The organism is Arsenicicoccus sp. UBA6765 (genome assembly GCF_002453335.1).
Taxonomy (GTDB): Bacteria; Actinomycetota; Actinomycetes; order Actinomycetales; family Dermatophilaceae; genus Arsenicicoccus; species Arsenicicoccus bolidensis.
The window spans coordinates 1-12,981 of sequence record NZ_DKGR01000034.1 but is presented as its reverse complement, the minus strand read 5'-3'; the positions used below and the strand labels follow the sequence as shown (position 1 = coordinate 12,981).

Below are 12,981 nucleotides of genomic sequence, written 5' to 3'. Positions count from 1 at the left end.
TGAGGAGCTCGCCGCCCCGACGGGTCACTTCCGGACGGGTGCAGGTGGCAGATGGGGAGGACCGCGCCCCGACGGGTCACTTCCGGTCGGATGGCGCGCGAGTTGACCGCTCGGCGACCCGACGGGTCACTTCCGGTCGCCTAGGGGGCTAGGAGCCAGCGGGTCAGCAGCGTGCCGCTCTCTTCGAGGACCAGCACCGGTCGTATGTCGCGCCGCAGCTCCAATCCCTCGACCAGGCGCGGGCCGTGGCCACCCACCAGCAGGGGCGAGGTGGTGAGGCACAGCTCGTCGAGCACGCCGCCGAGCAGCATCGCTCGCAACAAGGTCGGTCCGCCCTCGCACAGGATCCGGGTGGCTCCTCTGCGGACGAGCTCTCCCCGCAGCCAGACCGGGTCGACTGGGCCCGCGCCACCGACGATCACGTGGGGCTCCCCCAGCTGCCGGACGGCCTCGCCCAGTGCCTCGGCGGGGGCCTGCGAGGTCGTCGCAAGCATGACCGCCCCCGGTGCCGCGCCGAGCAGACCGGCGGGGATCTCGGCCGAGGCACTGACCACGAGCAGGCGGGCAGGCGTGGTCCGGCCCACGGCCCGGCGGCGCACCGCGGCCAGCTCGTCCGTCAGGGGCTGGACCGGCCCGTATCCCTCCGCCCGCGCCGTCCCCGCGCCCACCACCACGACGTCCGCCAGCGCCCGAAGCAGGTCGAAGACGACCTTGTCGGCGGCGTTGTTGATCGTGCCGGTGCGGCCGTCGGCGCCGGTGACCGCGCCGTCGACCGTCGTCACGAAGTTGGCTCGCCACCAGTCCTCGGGCGTCGCGTAGAGCTCGGCGAGCTGGTCGAGGTCACGGACCGGGCCCAACGCTGCACGGTGGTCCAGGACCTCCACCGGTCCCCCGTCGTCGAGGATCACCCGCACGACCACACCCCCACGAGATAGGCCACGCCCCAGCGGTCCTCGTCGAGCAGCACCGTGCTCTGGACGCGACTCTCACCCACCGCACCGGCGAGAACCTGCAGCGGAGCACGCCCGCGGGCCAGCAGGTCGGCGGCGAGCTCCGGCTCCAGGGCGCGCAGCTCGTCCACGTCGCCGTCCCGCAGGGCCGCGCGCCACCGGTCGTCATAGGCGAAGGCACGCTCGTCCAGGTAACCCGGCGCCTTGACACCGCGACGGGCCGACCCGTCGGCGATGACGAGAAGTGCTGTGTCGCCAGGCAGCTCGCACAGCTGTCGACCGAGGCACGCTGCGGCGTCGCGGGTCTCGTCGGGTGCCACGACCACCTCCTGCACCGAGGGAGCGTCGAGCCCCTCGAGCAGCTCACGAGCAACCCTGACGGACAACGGGTCCCGCGTCGTGTGCCGGGCCTCCGGCCCCGGCCCCGCCCCCACGACCACCAACCGGCGCGGCTCCGCGCCGAGCACGAGGGACACCGCCTCGCGACAGGTCTCCCGCAACGAGGCGAATGGGTCTGCGGTGCTGCGGTATTCGCGCAGCAGACCGGCCGGCTGGGGGCAGATCGCGGCCGCCGCGATCACACGAGCCCCCGGACGGTCCGCGCGGGCGCGCGCCGGCCCTGGATCGTCGAGACCATGTCGAGGACCTGACGCGTCTCGGAGACCTCGTGCGCGCGATAGATCATCGCGCCGTGCCACGACGAGATCGCCGTGGTCGCAAGCGTTCCCGTCAGGCGTTGGTCGACGGGCAGGTCGAGCGACTCCCCCACGAAGTCCTTGTTGGACAGCGATACCAGCACCGGCCGGCCGCGGGCGACGAGCTCGTCGAGGCGCCGGGTCACCTCCAGCGAGTGCCAGGTCTGCTTGCCGAAGTCGTGGGCGGGGTCGACGATGATCCGGTCCCTCGCGACACCGGCGCGTTCCGCCCGCTCGGCATAGGCGGTGGTGTCGTCGATGACGGATGCGACGACGTCGTCGTACTCCACACGATGCGGGCGGGTCCGCACCGGCACCCCGCCGGTGTGCGTGCAGACGATCCCCACGTCGAACTCGGCTGCCACGTCGACGAGCTCGGGATCGGCACCGCCCCACGCGTCGTTGAGCAGGTCCGCCCCTGCCGCGCACACTGCCGCCCCCACCGACGCGCGCCAGGTGTCGACGCTGATGATCACCCCGGGGTGGTGCTGGCGGACGGACGCCACGAGATCGACCACGCGAGAACGCTCCTCGGCCTCACCGATCTCCTCGCCCGGGGCTGCCTTGATCCCGCCGATGTCGACGATCTCCGCTCCGGCTGAGACCAACGTGTCCACGCGGCGCAGGGCGGCGTCCTCGGCCCAGGTCGCACCCTGGTCGTAGAACGAGTCAGGCGTCCGGTTGACGATCGCCATCACGAGCCGGTCGTCCGCGGTGAACGAACGACGACCCAGTCTCAGGATGGATTCGCCCATGGGTCAGGCCGACTCGCTGTCGGAGGCGGTCGCCGGCGGCTCGGGCAGCGGCGCGGGAACAAGCTCGCGCAGCGCAGGGAGCACCTGCTCCGCCAGGGACCGCAGGTATCGCTCCTGGTCGTGACCCGGACCGTGCAGGACCAGGTGGTCGAAACCGAGGTCGGTGTAGAAGCGGACCTGCTCGACGACCTCCTCCGGCGTCGAGGCCACGATCCAGCGCTGGGCCACCTGCTCGATGGGCAGGGCGTCGGCCGCGGCCTCCATCTCGGCGGGGTCGTGCAACGAGTGCTTCTGCTCGGCGGTGAGGGACAACGGCGCCCAGAACCGGCAGTTCTCCAGCGCGGCAGCGGGATCCGGGTCATAGGACAACTTGATCTCGATCATCCGGTCGATGCCAGAGGGGTCGCGTCCCACCTTGCCCGCAGCCTCCACGACGGCGGGGACGAGCTTGTCGGCATACAGCTCGCGGCCCTTGCCGGAGGTGCAGATGAAGCCGTCGCCCTTGCGGCCGGCATACCTCGCGACCATGGGCCCGCCGGCCGCGACGTAGACGGGCACGGGAGACTCGGGCCGGTCGTAGACCGTCGCGTCCGTCGTCCGGTAGTAGTCGCCGTCGAAGGTCACGCGCTCCTCGGTCCACAGGCGGCGCATGAGCTCGACGGACTCGCGGAGCCGCGCGAAGCGTTCCTTGAACTCGGGCCAGTCCCCCTGCACCGAGCCGACGGCGATCTCGTTGAGCGCCTCGCCCGTGCCGACGCCGAGGACCAGGCGGCCCGGGTGCAGGCACGCCAGCGTCGCGAACGACTGCGCCACCATGGCCGGGTTGTAGCGGAAGGTCGGGGTCATCACGGAGGTCCCGAGCACGATCCGCTCGGTGCGCGCAGCGACGTGCGCCAGCCACGGGATGCTGGACGGGGCGTGGCCGCCGGTGTGACGCCACGGCTGGAAGTGGTCCGCGATGAACGCGCTGTCGAGTCCGAGCTCCTCGGCCAGGACCGCGTAGTCGGCGAGCTCCCGCGGGGCAAACTGCTCCGACGATGCCTTGTATCCGATGCGCAACGCCATGGTTCGTCTCCTTCGTCGGTGGGTCCGGGCCAACGGGCGGCGCCGTCGCCGGCCCGCTTCACCATAGGGCTGCAGGCTACCCTCGGAGCCATGACCCTGCAGGCCACCGCACGTGACGTCGATCGCAGCGACCCCGCCCGGCGAGCCTGGGTGGCCCAGGCGATCCGCGCGGTCCAGGCCGACGCCAACCGCTCCGCCGACACGCACCTGCTGCCCGTGCGGCTGCCCGAGGCCTGGGGCATCGAGCTCTACCTCAAGGACGAGTCCACCCACCCCTCGGGCTCGCTCAAGCACCGCCTCGCGCGGTCGCTGTTCCTCTACGCCCTGTGCAACGGGTGGGTCGGCCCCGAGACCCCGATCATCGAGGCGTCCAGCGGCTCGACCGCGGTCAGCGAGGCGTGGTTCGCGCGGCTGCTGGGCCTGGAGTTCATCGCGGTCATGCCGCGCTCGACCAGCCAGACCAAGATCGACCTGATCGAGCGCAACGGCGGCCGCTGCGAGTTCATCGACGACCCCGCCACGCTCTACCCCCGCGCCATCGAGCTCGCCGAGCGCCTCGGTGGTCACTACATGGACCAGTTCACCTTCGCCGAGCGCGCCACCGACTGGCGGGGCAACAACAACATCGCCGAGTCGATCTTCGAGCAGATGCGGCTCGAGCCGCACCCCGACCCCGCGTGGATCGTCACCGCCGCCGGGACCGGTGGCACCTCCGCGACCATCGGCCGGCACCTGCGGTATGGCGGACACCTGACCCGCCTGTGCGTCACGGACCCCGAGAACTCCGCCTTCTTCGACGCGTGGTGCGACGCGGACGCAGGCGTCACGACGTGCGTCGGCTCGCGGATCGAGGGCATCGGGCGTCCTCGGGTGGAGCCGAGCTTCATCGCCGGCGTCGTCGACCGGATGATCTCCGTCCCGGACGCCGCCTCCATCGCTGGCATCCACGTGCTGCGCTCCCGCACCGGGTTGTTCGCCGGAGGGTCGACCGGCACCAACCTCTTCGGGGCGCTGAAGGTGGTGTGCGAGATGCGTTCTCGCGGCCAGCAGGGGTCCGTGGTGACGCTGCTGTGCGACGGCGGCGGACGCTACGCCGACAGCTACTACTCACGAGAGTGGTTGTCCCGCAAGGGGCTCGACGTCGACCGGTGGATCCCGACCTTCGAGCGCGCGCTGGACCAGGGCGTCTGGCTCGAGCCTTGATCGCAGCGCGCGCCGAGGGTCCCGCACGCCTACATGAACAGGGCTCGGGACAACCGGGTGCCGTAGTCCGAGTCCGGGTTGGTCGTCCCGTCGCCGACCCGCTCCGCGATGGCCGCGACCGACAGGTCACGTCGCTTCGGCGCCCGGGCCGCGTCGGCCGTCGCCAGCGCGTCCGGCAACTGGGCGCTCGTGAGCTCCGTGCCGTAGGCCGGCGTCCCAGGCTGCTGCCGCCAGGACTCCTCGAGCGAGCCCGCGTCGAAACCGTCGAAGCCGGTGTCCTCGACCAGCGCCATCCCGACCCGGCGACCACGCTCGTCACCAGCCACCGCCACCGCGAGTCGATCCGGGTCGCCGGCAGGCAGGCCCTTGTCGGACAGCGCGTGGCTCCCGATCATGTTCCACGCCTTGACGACCCGGCGTCCCAGCTGCTCCGAGACCCAGAGACTCTCGGCCTGACCTGCCTCGATGCCCTCGATCACACCGTCGCGCTGCGGGTAGTAGTTGGAGGTGTCGACGACGACCGTCTCCTGAGGCAGCTCCCGGATCAGGGGGGCCAGCTGCGGGATCCGGCTCAGCGGGACGGAGAGGATGACGACCTCGGCCCCGCCGACGGCGTCCGGTGCCGAGGCCGCGCGTGCACCGTCCGCGAGCAGGTCTGCCTCGATGGTCTCGGGGCCGCGCGAGTTCGCGACCGCGACGTCGTGGCCGGCGGCGCTGAGCTTGCGCACCAGGGTCTTGCCGATGTGTCCCGTGCCGATGATGGCGATCTTCATGTGCTGTCGTTCCTCTCGTCCGTGACTCTGTGGCCGTGCTCCGTCTGCCATGTCCGTGCTCACTGGTAGAGCACGCGGTTCAGCCGCGTGAGGAAGTCCCCGTCGACCGTGCGGGTGGGGTCCTGCGCGCGGTCGGTGATGACCGCTATCGCCAGGTCCCGCCGCCCCGCCGAGCGGTCGCGCTGCGCCGCCGCCAGAGCATCGGGCACCTCCGCGGCCGTAAGGCTGGTGCAGTAGACGGGCGATCCCGGCTGCTGGCGCCAGGACTCGGCGAGGGAGCCCGCGTCGACCGCGTCGAAGCCGCTGTCCTCCACCAGGCCAAGCGCGACGCTCTTGGCGTCCTCACCGTCACCCGCGACCGGGATCGCGGTCCGCTCGGGGTCCCCCGCCTCGCGGTCTCCGTCGACGAGGCGCTGGGCGAGGATGGCGTTCCACGCCTTGAGGACGGGGCGCCCCAACTGCTCGGACACCCACTCGCTCTCGACCTGACCGCCGTCGAGGGCCTCGATCGCTCCGTCGCGGGCTGGGTAGTAGTTGCCGGTGTCGATCACCACGGTCTCGGCGGGCAGGGTGCCGACGATCGGGGCCAGGTCCGGGATGCGGCTCAGCGGGATGGAGAGGATGAGGACGTCGACGTCCGTCGCCGCCTCCTCCGCCGTCACGCCATGGGCGCCGGTCGACGTGACCTCCGCGTCCAGCGTCTCGGGGCCGCGCGAGTTCGCGATCTTGACCTGGTGACCCTTGGTCGGCAGGCGGCGGGCCAGGACGCCGCCGATGTTGCCCGCGCCGATGATGCCGATGTTCATGAGAGACCTCTCGTGGTTGTCGGGTGTCGTCCGAGCAAACGGAGAGATGGTCCGGATCATTCCGACGCGTGCCGCCCGCATGCTGCCGGGCGGTCGCCGCCATACGGCCCGATCGGTTGTCCGCCTCGACACGTCGACGTCACGCCTCGGCCACGGCCCGGCCACCTGGTGGGAGTGGGCTGGTCGCATGCGCGCTGGAGCGCCGGCGCCCGTGTGCTGGAAGGACATCGACATGGACATCGACCGCCGCCACGTCCTGGCCGGAGCGGGTGCGAGCGCCATCGGCGGCGCCGCCGTCCTGGCCTCTCCCCTGCAGGCCCAGGCCTCGTCGGGGCCGGGTCGCCGCCCCCGTCCCATGCCCAAGGCGCCCGACGTCCCCGCTGCCCGGCTGGCCCGGGACGAGCGGTTCTGGGCGAGGGTCCGCGCCGAGTACGACCTGCCCCGCGACTACGTCAACTACGAGAACGGCTACTTCGGCACCACCCCACGACGCGTCGTAGAGGAGTACAAGCACCACATCGACGTGCTGGCCCGCGACAGCTCCTACTTCATGCGCACGGCCTACCCCGCCAAGGAGCAGGCGGCCCGCGAGCGCGTCGCCCGGCTGCTGGGCGTCTCGGTCGAGGAGATCGCGCTCACCCGTGGCGCCACCGAGGCGCTGCAGAACCTGATCGGCGGCTACAACAAGCTCCGCCCGGGCGACCAGGTGCTGTACGTCGACCTGGACTACGACTCGATGCAGTACGCCATGGACTGGCTCAAGGACCGACGCGGCGTCACCGTCGTCAAGGGCGTCATCCCCGAGCCCGCCACGCACGCCTCGGTGCTCGCGTACTACGAGTCCTTCCTCAAGGCCAACCCCAAGGCCAGGCTCCTCCTCCTCACGCACCTCTCGCACCGCACCGGCCTGGTGATGCCGGTGCGGGAGATCGTCGCCATGGCGGCGGCACGGGGCGTGGACGTGATCGTGGACGCCGCCCACTCGTGGGGCCAGATCCCCTTCACCGCCAAGGATCTCGGGGCCGCGTTCGTGGGCTACAACCTGCACAAGTGGATCAGCGCGCCGCTCGGGATCGGGTTCATGTACATCCGCAAGGACCGGCTGGCCGACATCGACCGCGACCACGGCGACCAGGACTACCCCGCCACGGACATCCGCTCGCGGGTGCACACGGGCACGTCCAACAGCGCCAACCTGCTCTCCCTCCAGGTCGCGCTGGACCTGCACGAGTCCATCGGGGTCGCCAACAAGCACGCGCGCCTGCAGTACCTGCGTGACCGGTGGGTCCGCCAGGTCCGCGACGTGCCGCGGCTGCAGATCCTGACCCCCGACGACCCCCGCATGTACTCCGCGCTCACGTCGTTCCGGGTCCAGGGGCGCGTCACCAAGGCCGACACCACGGCCATGACGGCGTGGCTCATGGAGCGGCACCACATCTTCACGGTGCGCCGCGGGGGCGTCGCGAGGGGCGAGGTCGTGCGGGTCACGCCCGGCCTCTACTCCAGCGCCCGCGACAGCGACCGGATGGCCCGCGCCCTGACAGAGATCACCCGCGTCTTCTGAGCCCGGCCCGCCATCGCGCCGGCCGAGGGGTGGGCGCAGGTTGGCGGCATACGACCGGTCGTGATGGGCTGGGCCGTATGACGACTGCGCCCGACGCCACCCCCTCCTCCGACCTCCCGCGCCGCGCCCAGGACGTGCAGGCCGCACTGGACGAGGCCGGCGTCGAGAGCCGGGTGCGGGTGCTGGAGGAGCCCGCCCGCACGGCCAAGGACGCAGCGGAGGCGATGGACTGCGAGGTCGGCGCCATCGCCAACTCGCTGGTGATCATGGCCGACGGCGCGCCCATCCTGGCGATGACCAGCGGCGCGCACCGGGTCGACTTCGAGGTGCTCGAGCGCGCGCTCGGCGTCGTCGAGGTGCACATGGCGTCCGCCGACGAGGTGCGCTACGCCACGGGGCAGGTCATCGGTGGCGTCGCCCCGGTCGGGCACCCCGCTCCCCTGCGCACCGTCGTCGACGAGGCGCTGCGGCAGCACGAGCAGTTGTGGGCCGCGGGCGGGACGCCGGACACGTTGTTCCCCATCACCTTCGACGAGCTCGTCCGCGTCACGGGCGGCGAGGTCGTGCAGGTCGCCGGCGACTGAGCCGGCTGTCAGGAGGCGGGTGCGGCGCCCTCACCGTTGAGGGCCCAGCCGGAGCGCAGCATCTCTCGCAACCCCTGCTCGACGGACCCGTCCGCAGACTCCGTGCCCGCCGCCCACACGACGGCCAGCGTCCCGAGATAGAGGTCCCGACCACGGATCCCCTTGCGCGCGTGGCCGTCTCGCTGCGCCGCCGCCAGGAAGCGGTCGGTGGTGGCGATCACGTCCTGGCAGGTCGGCGCGAGGGGGGATCCCTGCTCGCGCAGCGCCGATCGGAGCGGGTCGGGCAGTCCGTCATACGCCCGCATGAAGGCACTGACCGCGTCGAGCCACCGCTCCAGTGCCACCCGGGAGTCCGACTCGCCGTCCTCGATGGCGACCCGCTCGCGCTCGAGGTCCGGGCTGCGCGCCTCCATGACCGCGGCGACCAGCGCCTCGCGGCTCGGGAAGTGGCGATAGAGGGTGCCCGCGCCGACCCCGGCGCGCTTGGCGATGGCGTCCATCGACACCTCGACCCCCAGGTCCGCGAACCCCTCCTCGGCGACCGCGATGATGTGCGCCCGGTTCCGCTGCGCGTCGGTGCGCGTGGGCCTGCTGGCTGCGGGTGTAGTCATGGCTCTGGATCCCTCTGGGTTTGCGTAGCGGAGATGCTCTCCGTATCGTGGACGGTGAAACGGAGACCTTCTCCTCATTCTCGCCTAGGAAGCCCATGAAGACCAATCCGCTCCGCGACGCCACCGCCTCCCCCACCCCGGACGCCATGCGGCACGCCCTGTCCGCGTTCCCCACCGGCATCGCCGTCGTGGCCGCGCAGGTCCAGGGGCGGACGGTCGGGCTGCTGGCCAGCTCGTTCAGCTCGGTGTCGCTCGACCCGCCGCTCGTGTCGCTGGCCTTCGCCCGCACCTCGACCACCTGGCCGGTCCTGCGGCAGGCGGACCGCTGGGGCATCAGCGTCCTCGGCGACGGGGACGAGTCGCTCATCCGGCCGCTGAGCCGCCCGGCCGACTCCCGGTTCGACGGCATCGCGACCCACACCGGCGCTGACGGCAGCGTCCTGATGGCCGGCGCCATGGCGACCTTCACCGTCGCGCGGCACGCCGAGATCGACGCCGGCGACCACGTCCTCACGCTCCTGCGGGTCCTCGGCCTGCACCGCGACGCCCACCAGTCACCGCTCGTCTTCCACGGCAGCACCCTGCGCCGGCTCGCCGCCTGACCCCCCGAGAACGCCAGAAGGAACCCCATGAGTGACCGTCAGATGATCCTCGGCCTGCAGCTCGGCAACGCCTACGGCTCCCAGGCGATGGCCTGGCGCGCGCCGGGCGTCGACCCGAGCAACTACACGAGCTTCGACGCGCAGGTGCGCTACGCCCAGGCCGCCGAGCGCGGCAAGGTGCAGTTCTTCTTCCTCCCCGACTTCGCGGGCCTCACCAGCGACCTCACCCACGAGGCGCCGATGCTGACCCTCGACCCCCTGCTGACGATCGCCGCCGCCGCCCGCGCCACCGAGCGCATCGGGTTCGTGTCCACGGGATCCACGACCTTCAGCGAGCCGTACACCCTGGCGCGCCAGTTCAAGACCCTCGACATCATGAGCCACGGCCGGATCGGCTGGAACGCCGTCACCACCAGCGACGCCACCGTGGCCGCCAACCACGGCGCCGAGATCGCGCCGCGGCCGGAGCGCTACCAGCGGGCCCACGAGACCATCCAGATCGTGCAGGCCCTGTGGGGCAGCTGGGGCAAGGACGCCTGGCTCAAGGACGTGGAGCAGGGGCTCTTTGCCGACCCGGACCAGATCAGGCCGATCAACCTGCAGGGGCAGTATGTCGCCTCGCGGGGCCCGCTGCCGATCCCGCCGTCCGAGCAGGGCCAGCCCGTCATCTTCTCCGCAGGCGGTGGCGAGTACGGCCTCGGCATCGCGGGCCGCTATGCCAGCGGGGTCGTGGGGGCCGCCTACACGATCGAGGATGCCCGCGCCCAGCGCCAGGCCGCCCGCGACGCCGCCGAGCAGGCGGGTCGGGACCCAGACGAGGTGAAGTACTTCGCCGGCGTCATGCCCGCGATCGCCCCCACCGTGCGCGAGGCCGTGGACCGGCGCCTGCGCATCGGCGAGTTCCTGCTGCCGACGCGGGTGCCCTACCTCGGCTCCATGCTGGGCATCCCGCTGAGCCCCTCCCAGATCGACGAGCCACTCACGCCCGAGCAGCTGTCGGCCGCTCGTCCCAGCCCGTTCGACCCCCGCTCCCCGCGCGCGCTGGAGGTGGCGCGCGAGGGGTGGACGATCCGCGAGATCCTCGCCCACGGTGTCATCGACTACCACCCCACGCCGGTGGGCCCGGCCTCCGTGACGGCCGATCACCTGCAGGAGTGGTTCGAGGCAGGCGCGGCCGACGGCTTCTGGATCTCGATCGACGCCTACGAGGACGGGATCGATACCTTCGTCGACGAGGTCGTCCCGATCCTGCAGGAGCGCGGCCTGTTCCACACCGAGTACGAAGGCACCACGCTGCGCGAGCACCTCGGCGTCCCCGAGCAGTACGGTCTCGACCCGCGCGTCAGCTAGTCCGCGCGCGGCGCACCCCACTGCCTCCGCGCGTGCACAACTGCTGCACAACGAGACGCGCCGCCCTCGAATTCCGTTGTGCCCCAACGCTCGGCCTCGGCGGGGTGCCGTCATCTGCAGCAGTTGTGCACGCCACTGCCCCCGGCCAGGCGCTACCCGTCCAGGCGCACGTCCTCGTGGCGCTGCTCGTCGAGGTGACGCCGGATGGAGCGACGGAGCGAGTCGTGGGCAGGGCCCAACGCTGTCGTCTCGCCATAGAACGCGTCCGGGTCGTAGCGCCATACCGGCAGCCCGACGTGAGCGGCGTCCTCCCACTCATAGCGCGCGAACACGTGTGCGTGCAGGAATCCGTCGGTGTTGCCGAGGATCTCGTAGTTGAGGCGGCGAAAGGCGGAGTCGTGCTCCCGGCACGCTGCCGAGACGGCCTCTCCCAGCCGGTCCATCGAGTCGAGGAACCGCAGCCGTCGTGGCCGTGGCAGGTCCGTGAGCTGACCGATGGTCGGGTCGTCGACGAGCAGGACGCAGTAGCCGGGGAGGAACTGGGCGTCCCCGATCGCGGCGAAGCTCTCTGGGAGGCGGGCGATGACGGTGGGGTTGGCCCCGGCGAGCGCAGCGCCGATGCGGTCCCGCCGCCAGTCCTCGGTCATGCGGCCACCCTAGGCCTCCGTCGTCGCCGGCCCGGATCTGGGTCGCGACGGGCGTGGCGAGGCTCCCCGTGGTTGGGTAACGTGCACAACTGCTGCACATCGGGACGCGCCGCCCGCGAATTCTGTTGTGCCCCAACGCGCAGGCTACGCGGGTTGCCGCTATCTGCAGCAGTTGTGCACGACCACGCCCGTCACCGAGCGCATCGGGCTCGCCGCGCAGGCGTGGGGGCGGGCCAGGCGGATGGGCGGGCTAGGAGAGCGGGCCCTTCACGTCATACGTGGCGCAGACGAACGACCGGTTGCGGGTCACCTCGGTGAGCTCCAGCGCGAATCGCCGTGGGAACAAAGGCCGCCCGGATCCCAGGGTCACGCCGGCGATCGACACGACGAGCTGGTCGAGCAGCCCGGCGTCGGCGAACTGCGCCGCCAGGTCACCGCCCCCGACCACCCACACGTCCTTGCCGTCAGCGGCCTCGACGAGTGCGGCGTGCACGCCCCCGACGTCGCCCTGCGCCCACCGCAGGTCGGCGCCGTCGATGCCGGGCAGCTCGGCGTGGCTGAGCACCCAGGCGGGCACGGCGTACGGCCACTGCTCCCCCGCCGTCTCGAGGTGGCGACGCAGCCACTCGTACGTCGTCCGCCCCATGACGAGCGCGCCGACCCCGGCCATGAACGCGTCGTGGCTGTTGGGGCCGGCGTGATCGATGTCCTGGACGAAAAGCCATTCGAGAGAGTCGTTCTCGTCGGCGAGGTAGCCGTCGAGCGTCGTGGCGGTGTAGAAGATCGTGCTGGTCATGCGTCGAAGCCGGTCATGCGGATCACGCGGGCCGGGACGCCGGCGACGATCGCGTTGGCGGGCACGTCCTTGGTCACCACGGCGCCGGCGCCGACGATCGCGCCGTCCCCGATGGTCACGCCCGGCACGAGGGTGACCGAGGCGCCCAGCCAGACCTTGCGGCCGATCACGATCGGCGCGGGGATCATGTCGGCGCGCCGGTCCGGGTCGACGCCGTGGTCGAGCGTCGTCAGCGTGCTGCCGTGCCCGATCAGCGAGCCGTCCCCGATGGTGATGCCCCCGGCGTCCTGGAAGCGGCAGCCGATGTTGATGAACACGTCCTCGCCGAGGTGCAGGTTCTTGCCGAACTCGCTGTAGAACGGCGGGAACACCGCCAGCGACTCCGGCACCGGCCGCCCGGTCAGCTCGCTCATCAGGGCCCGCACCTCCTCGGGGGTGCGGTAGGAGCCGTTCAGCTTCGCCAACGTCCGCAACGCCTCCTGGGACGCCGCGTGCATGAACCGGTGCGCCTCCGAACCGTCCTCGATCACGGCACCGCTGTTGCAGTGGTCCAGAAATTCGGCTCTTCTGACGCTTCCGT

General features: G+C 71.6%; 15 protein-coding genes. 5 read left to right on the top strand and 10 right to left on the bottom strand.

Features of this window, described 5'->3' with window-relative positions:
* Positions 1 to 140: 140 nt before the first annotated feature.
* The 4 genes from B4K29_RS10130 to fgd are packed head-to-tail and all read right to left on the bottom strand — an operon-like array spanning position 141 to position 3,465.
* A complete protein-coding gene (locus B4K29_RS10130; RefSeq protein ID WP_286960614.1) occupies positions 141 to 908 on the bottom strand; it encodes a dihydrofolate reductase family protein in 768 nt (255 codons plus the stop codon).
* On the bottom strand, positions 905 to 1,531 hold the full coding sequence (locus B4K29_RS10125; protein ID WP_286955488.1) for a hypothetical protein: 627 nt from the start codon (positions 1,529 to 1,531) through the stop codon (positions 905 to 907). The genes B4K29_RS10130 and B4K29_RS10125 overlap by 4 nt, the downstream gene beginning before the upstream one ends.
* The gene (folP, locus tag B4K29_RS10120; protein WP_286955489.1) at positions 1,528 to 2,400 is read right to left on the bottom strand and encodes a dihydropteroate synthase; all 873 of its coding nucleotides are present in this window, start codon (positions 2,398 to 2,400) and stop codon (positions 1,528 to 1,530) included. Before folP ends, B4K29_RS10125 begins: the two co-directional genes overlap by 4 nt.
* A gap of 3 nt (positions 2,401 to 2,403) precedes the next feature.
* Positions 2,404 to 3,465 (bottom strand): glucose-6-phosphate dehydrogenase (coenzyme-F420), encoded by a 1,062-nt coding sequence (gene fgd, locus B4K29_RS10115; RefSeq protein ID WP_286955490.1) that lies wholly within the window; start codon positions 3,463 to 3,465, stop codon positions 2,404 to 2,406.
* Between the two features lie 90 nt (positions 3,466 to 3,555).
* Between fgd and B4K29_RS10110 the strand changes: the two genes are divergently transcribed.
* Positions 3,556 to 4,668 (top strand): PLP-dependent cysteine synthase family protein, encoded by a 1,113-nt coding sequence (locus B4K29_RS10110; protein ID WP_286955492.1) that lies wholly within the window; start codon positions 3,556 to 3,558, stop codon positions 4,666 to 4,668.
* Positions 4,669 to 4,697: 29 nt separating this feature from the next.
* Here B4K29_RS10110 and B4K29_RS10105 read toward each other — a convergent pair whose 3' ends face one another.
* Both B4K29_RS10105 and B4K29_RS10100 read right to left on the bottom strand, forming a co-directional pair.
* Complete coding sequence (locus tag B4K29_RS10105) at positions 4,698 to 5,492, bottom strand: NADPH-dependent F420 reductase (RefSeq protein WP_286955494.1); 795 nt, start codon at positions 5,490 to 5,492, stop codon at positions 4,698 to 4,700.
* Between the two features lie 8 nt (positions 5,493 to 5,500).
* Positions 5,501 to 6,307 carry an NADPH-dependent F420 reductase gene (locus tag B4K29_RS10100; protein WP_286960610.1) on the bottom strand — a complete coding sequence of 269 codons (807 nt, stop codon included), beginning with the start codon at positions 6,305 to 6,307 and terminating at the stop codon, positions 5,501 to 5,503.
* A gap of 172 nt (positions 6,308 to 6,479) precedes the next feature.
* Here B4K29_RS10100 and B4K29_RS10095 point away from each other — a divergent pair, with 172 nt between their 5' ends.
* Together B4K29_RS10095 and B4K29_RS10090 are read left to right on the top strand one after the other, a co-directional pair.
* Entirely contained in the window at positions 6,480 to 7,811 is a 1,332-nt protein-coding gene (locus B4K29_RS10095; RefSeq protein WP_286967217.1) for an aminotransferase class V-fold PLP-dependent enzyme, read from the top strand.
* A gap of 77 nt (positions 7,812 to 7,888) precedes the next feature.
* On the top strand, positions 7,889 to 8,395 hold the full coding sequence (locus B4K29_RS10090; protein WP_286967215.1) for a YbaK/EbsC family protein: 507 nt from the start codon (positions 7,889 to 7,891) through the stop codon (positions 8,393 to 8,395).
* Between the two features lie 8 nt (positions 8,396 to 8,403).
* Here the strand turns inward: B4K29_RS10090 and B4K29_RS10085 are convergent, their stop codons facing one another.
* Positions 8,404 to 9,006: a TetR/AcrR family transcriptional regulator gene (locus B4K29_RS10085; RefSeq protein WP_019284387.1), complete on the bottom strand. Its 603-nt coding sequence runs from the start codon at positions 9,004 to 9,006 to the stop codon at positions 8,404 to 8,406.
* Positions 9,007 to 9,101: 95 nt separating this feature from the next.
* Between B4K29_RS10085 and B4K29_RS10080 the strand changes: the two genes are divergently transcribed.
* Positions 9,102 to 9,608, top strand: a complete 507-nt coding sequence (locus B4K29_RS10080) for a flavin reductase family protein (protein ID WP_286967213.1) — start codon at positions 9,102 to 9,104, stop codon at positions 9,606 to 9,608.
* 27 nt (positions 9,609 to 9,635) lie between these two features.
* A complete protein-coding gene (locus tag B4K29_RS10075; protein WP_286967212.1) occupies positions 9,636 to 10,958 on the top strand; it encodes an NtaA/DmoA family FMN-dependent monooxygenase in 1,323 nt (440 codons plus the stop codon).
* A gap of 152 nt (positions 10,959 to 11,110) precedes the next feature.
* Here B4K29_RS10075 and B4K29_RS10070 read toward each other — a convergent pair whose 3' ends face one another.
* From B4K29_RS10070 to B4K29_RS10060, 3 genes are all read right to left on the bottom strand, one after another.
* On the bottom strand, positions 11,111 to 11,605 hold the full coding sequence (locus B4K29_RS10070) for a diadenosine tetraphosphate hydrolase (protein ID WP_286967211.1): 495 nt from the start codon (positions 11,603 to 11,605) through the stop codon (positions 11,111 to 11,113).
* A 250-nt stretch (positions 11,606 to 11,855) separates the two neighbouring features.
* Positions 11,856 to 12,401 (bottom strand): dihydrofolate reductase family protein, encoded by a 546-nt coding sequence (locus B4K29_RS10065; RefSeq protein WP_286967210.1) that lies wholly within the window; start codon positions 12,399 to 12,401, stop codon positions 11,856 to 11,858.
* Positions 12,398 to 12,955 (bottom strand): DapH/DapD/GlmU-related protein, encoded by a 558-nt coding sequence (locus tag B4K29_RS10060; RefSeq protein ID WP_286955510.1) that lies wholly within the window; start codon positions 12,953 to 12,955, stop codon positions 12,398 to 12,400. The genes B4K29_RS10065 and B4K29_RS10060 overlap by 4 nt, the downstream gene beginning before the upstream one ends.
* Positions 12,956 to 12,981 lie beyond the last annotated feature (26 nt).

Excerpts from the sequence above, each read along its gene's own strand:
- fgd (WP_286955490.1), bottom strand. The coding sequence starts at position 3,465 with ATGGCGTTGCGCATCGGATACAAGGCATCGTCGGAGCAGTTTGCCCCG.
- B4K29_RS10090 (WP_286967215.1), top strand. The coding sequence starts at position 7,889 with ATGACGACTGCGCCCGACGCCACCCCCTCCTCCGACCTCCCGCGCCGC.
- B4K29_RS10080 (WP_286967213.1), top strand. The coding sequence starts at position 9,102 with ATGAAGACCAATCCGCTCCGCGACGCCACCGCCTCCCCCACCCCGGAC.
- B4K29_RS10100 (WP_286960610.1), bottom strand. The coding sequence starts at position 6,307 with ATGATCCGGACCATCTCTCCGTTTGCTCGGACGACACCCGACAACCAC.
- B4K29_RS10105 (WP_286955494.1), bottom strand. The coding sequence starts at position 5,492 with ATGGCAGACGGAGCACGGCCACAGAGTCACGGACGAGAGGAACGACAG.
- B4K29_RS10095 (WP_286967217.1), top strand. The coding sequence starts at position 6,480 with ATGGACATCGACCGCCGCCACGTCCTGGCCGGAGCGGGTGCGAGCGCC.
- folP (WP_286955489.1), bottom strand. The coding sequence starts at position 2,400 with ATGGGCGAATCCATCCTGAGACTGGGTCGTCGTTCGTTCACCGCGGAC.
- B4K29_RS10065 (WP_286967210.1), bottom strand. The coding sequence starts at position 12,401 with ATGACCAGCACGATCTTCTACACCGCCACGACGCTCGACGGCTACCTC.
- B4K29_RS10085 (WP_019284387.1), bottom strand. The coding sequence starts at position 9,006 with ATGACTACACCCGCAGCCAGCAGGCCCACGCGCACCGACGCGCAGCGG.
- B4K29_RS10075 (WP_286967212.1), top strand. The coding sequence starts at position 9,636 with ATGAGTGACCGTCAGATGATCCTCGGCCTGCAGCTCGGCAACGCCTAC.
- B4K29_RS10070 (WP_286967211.1), bottom strand. The coding sequence starts at position 11,605 with ATGACCGAGGACTGGCGGCGGGACCGCATCGGCGCTGCGCTCGCCGGG.
- B4K29_RS10110 (WP_286955492.1), top strand. The coding sequence starts at position 3,556 with ATGACCCTGCAGGCCACCGCACGTGACGTCGATCGCAGCGACCCCGCC.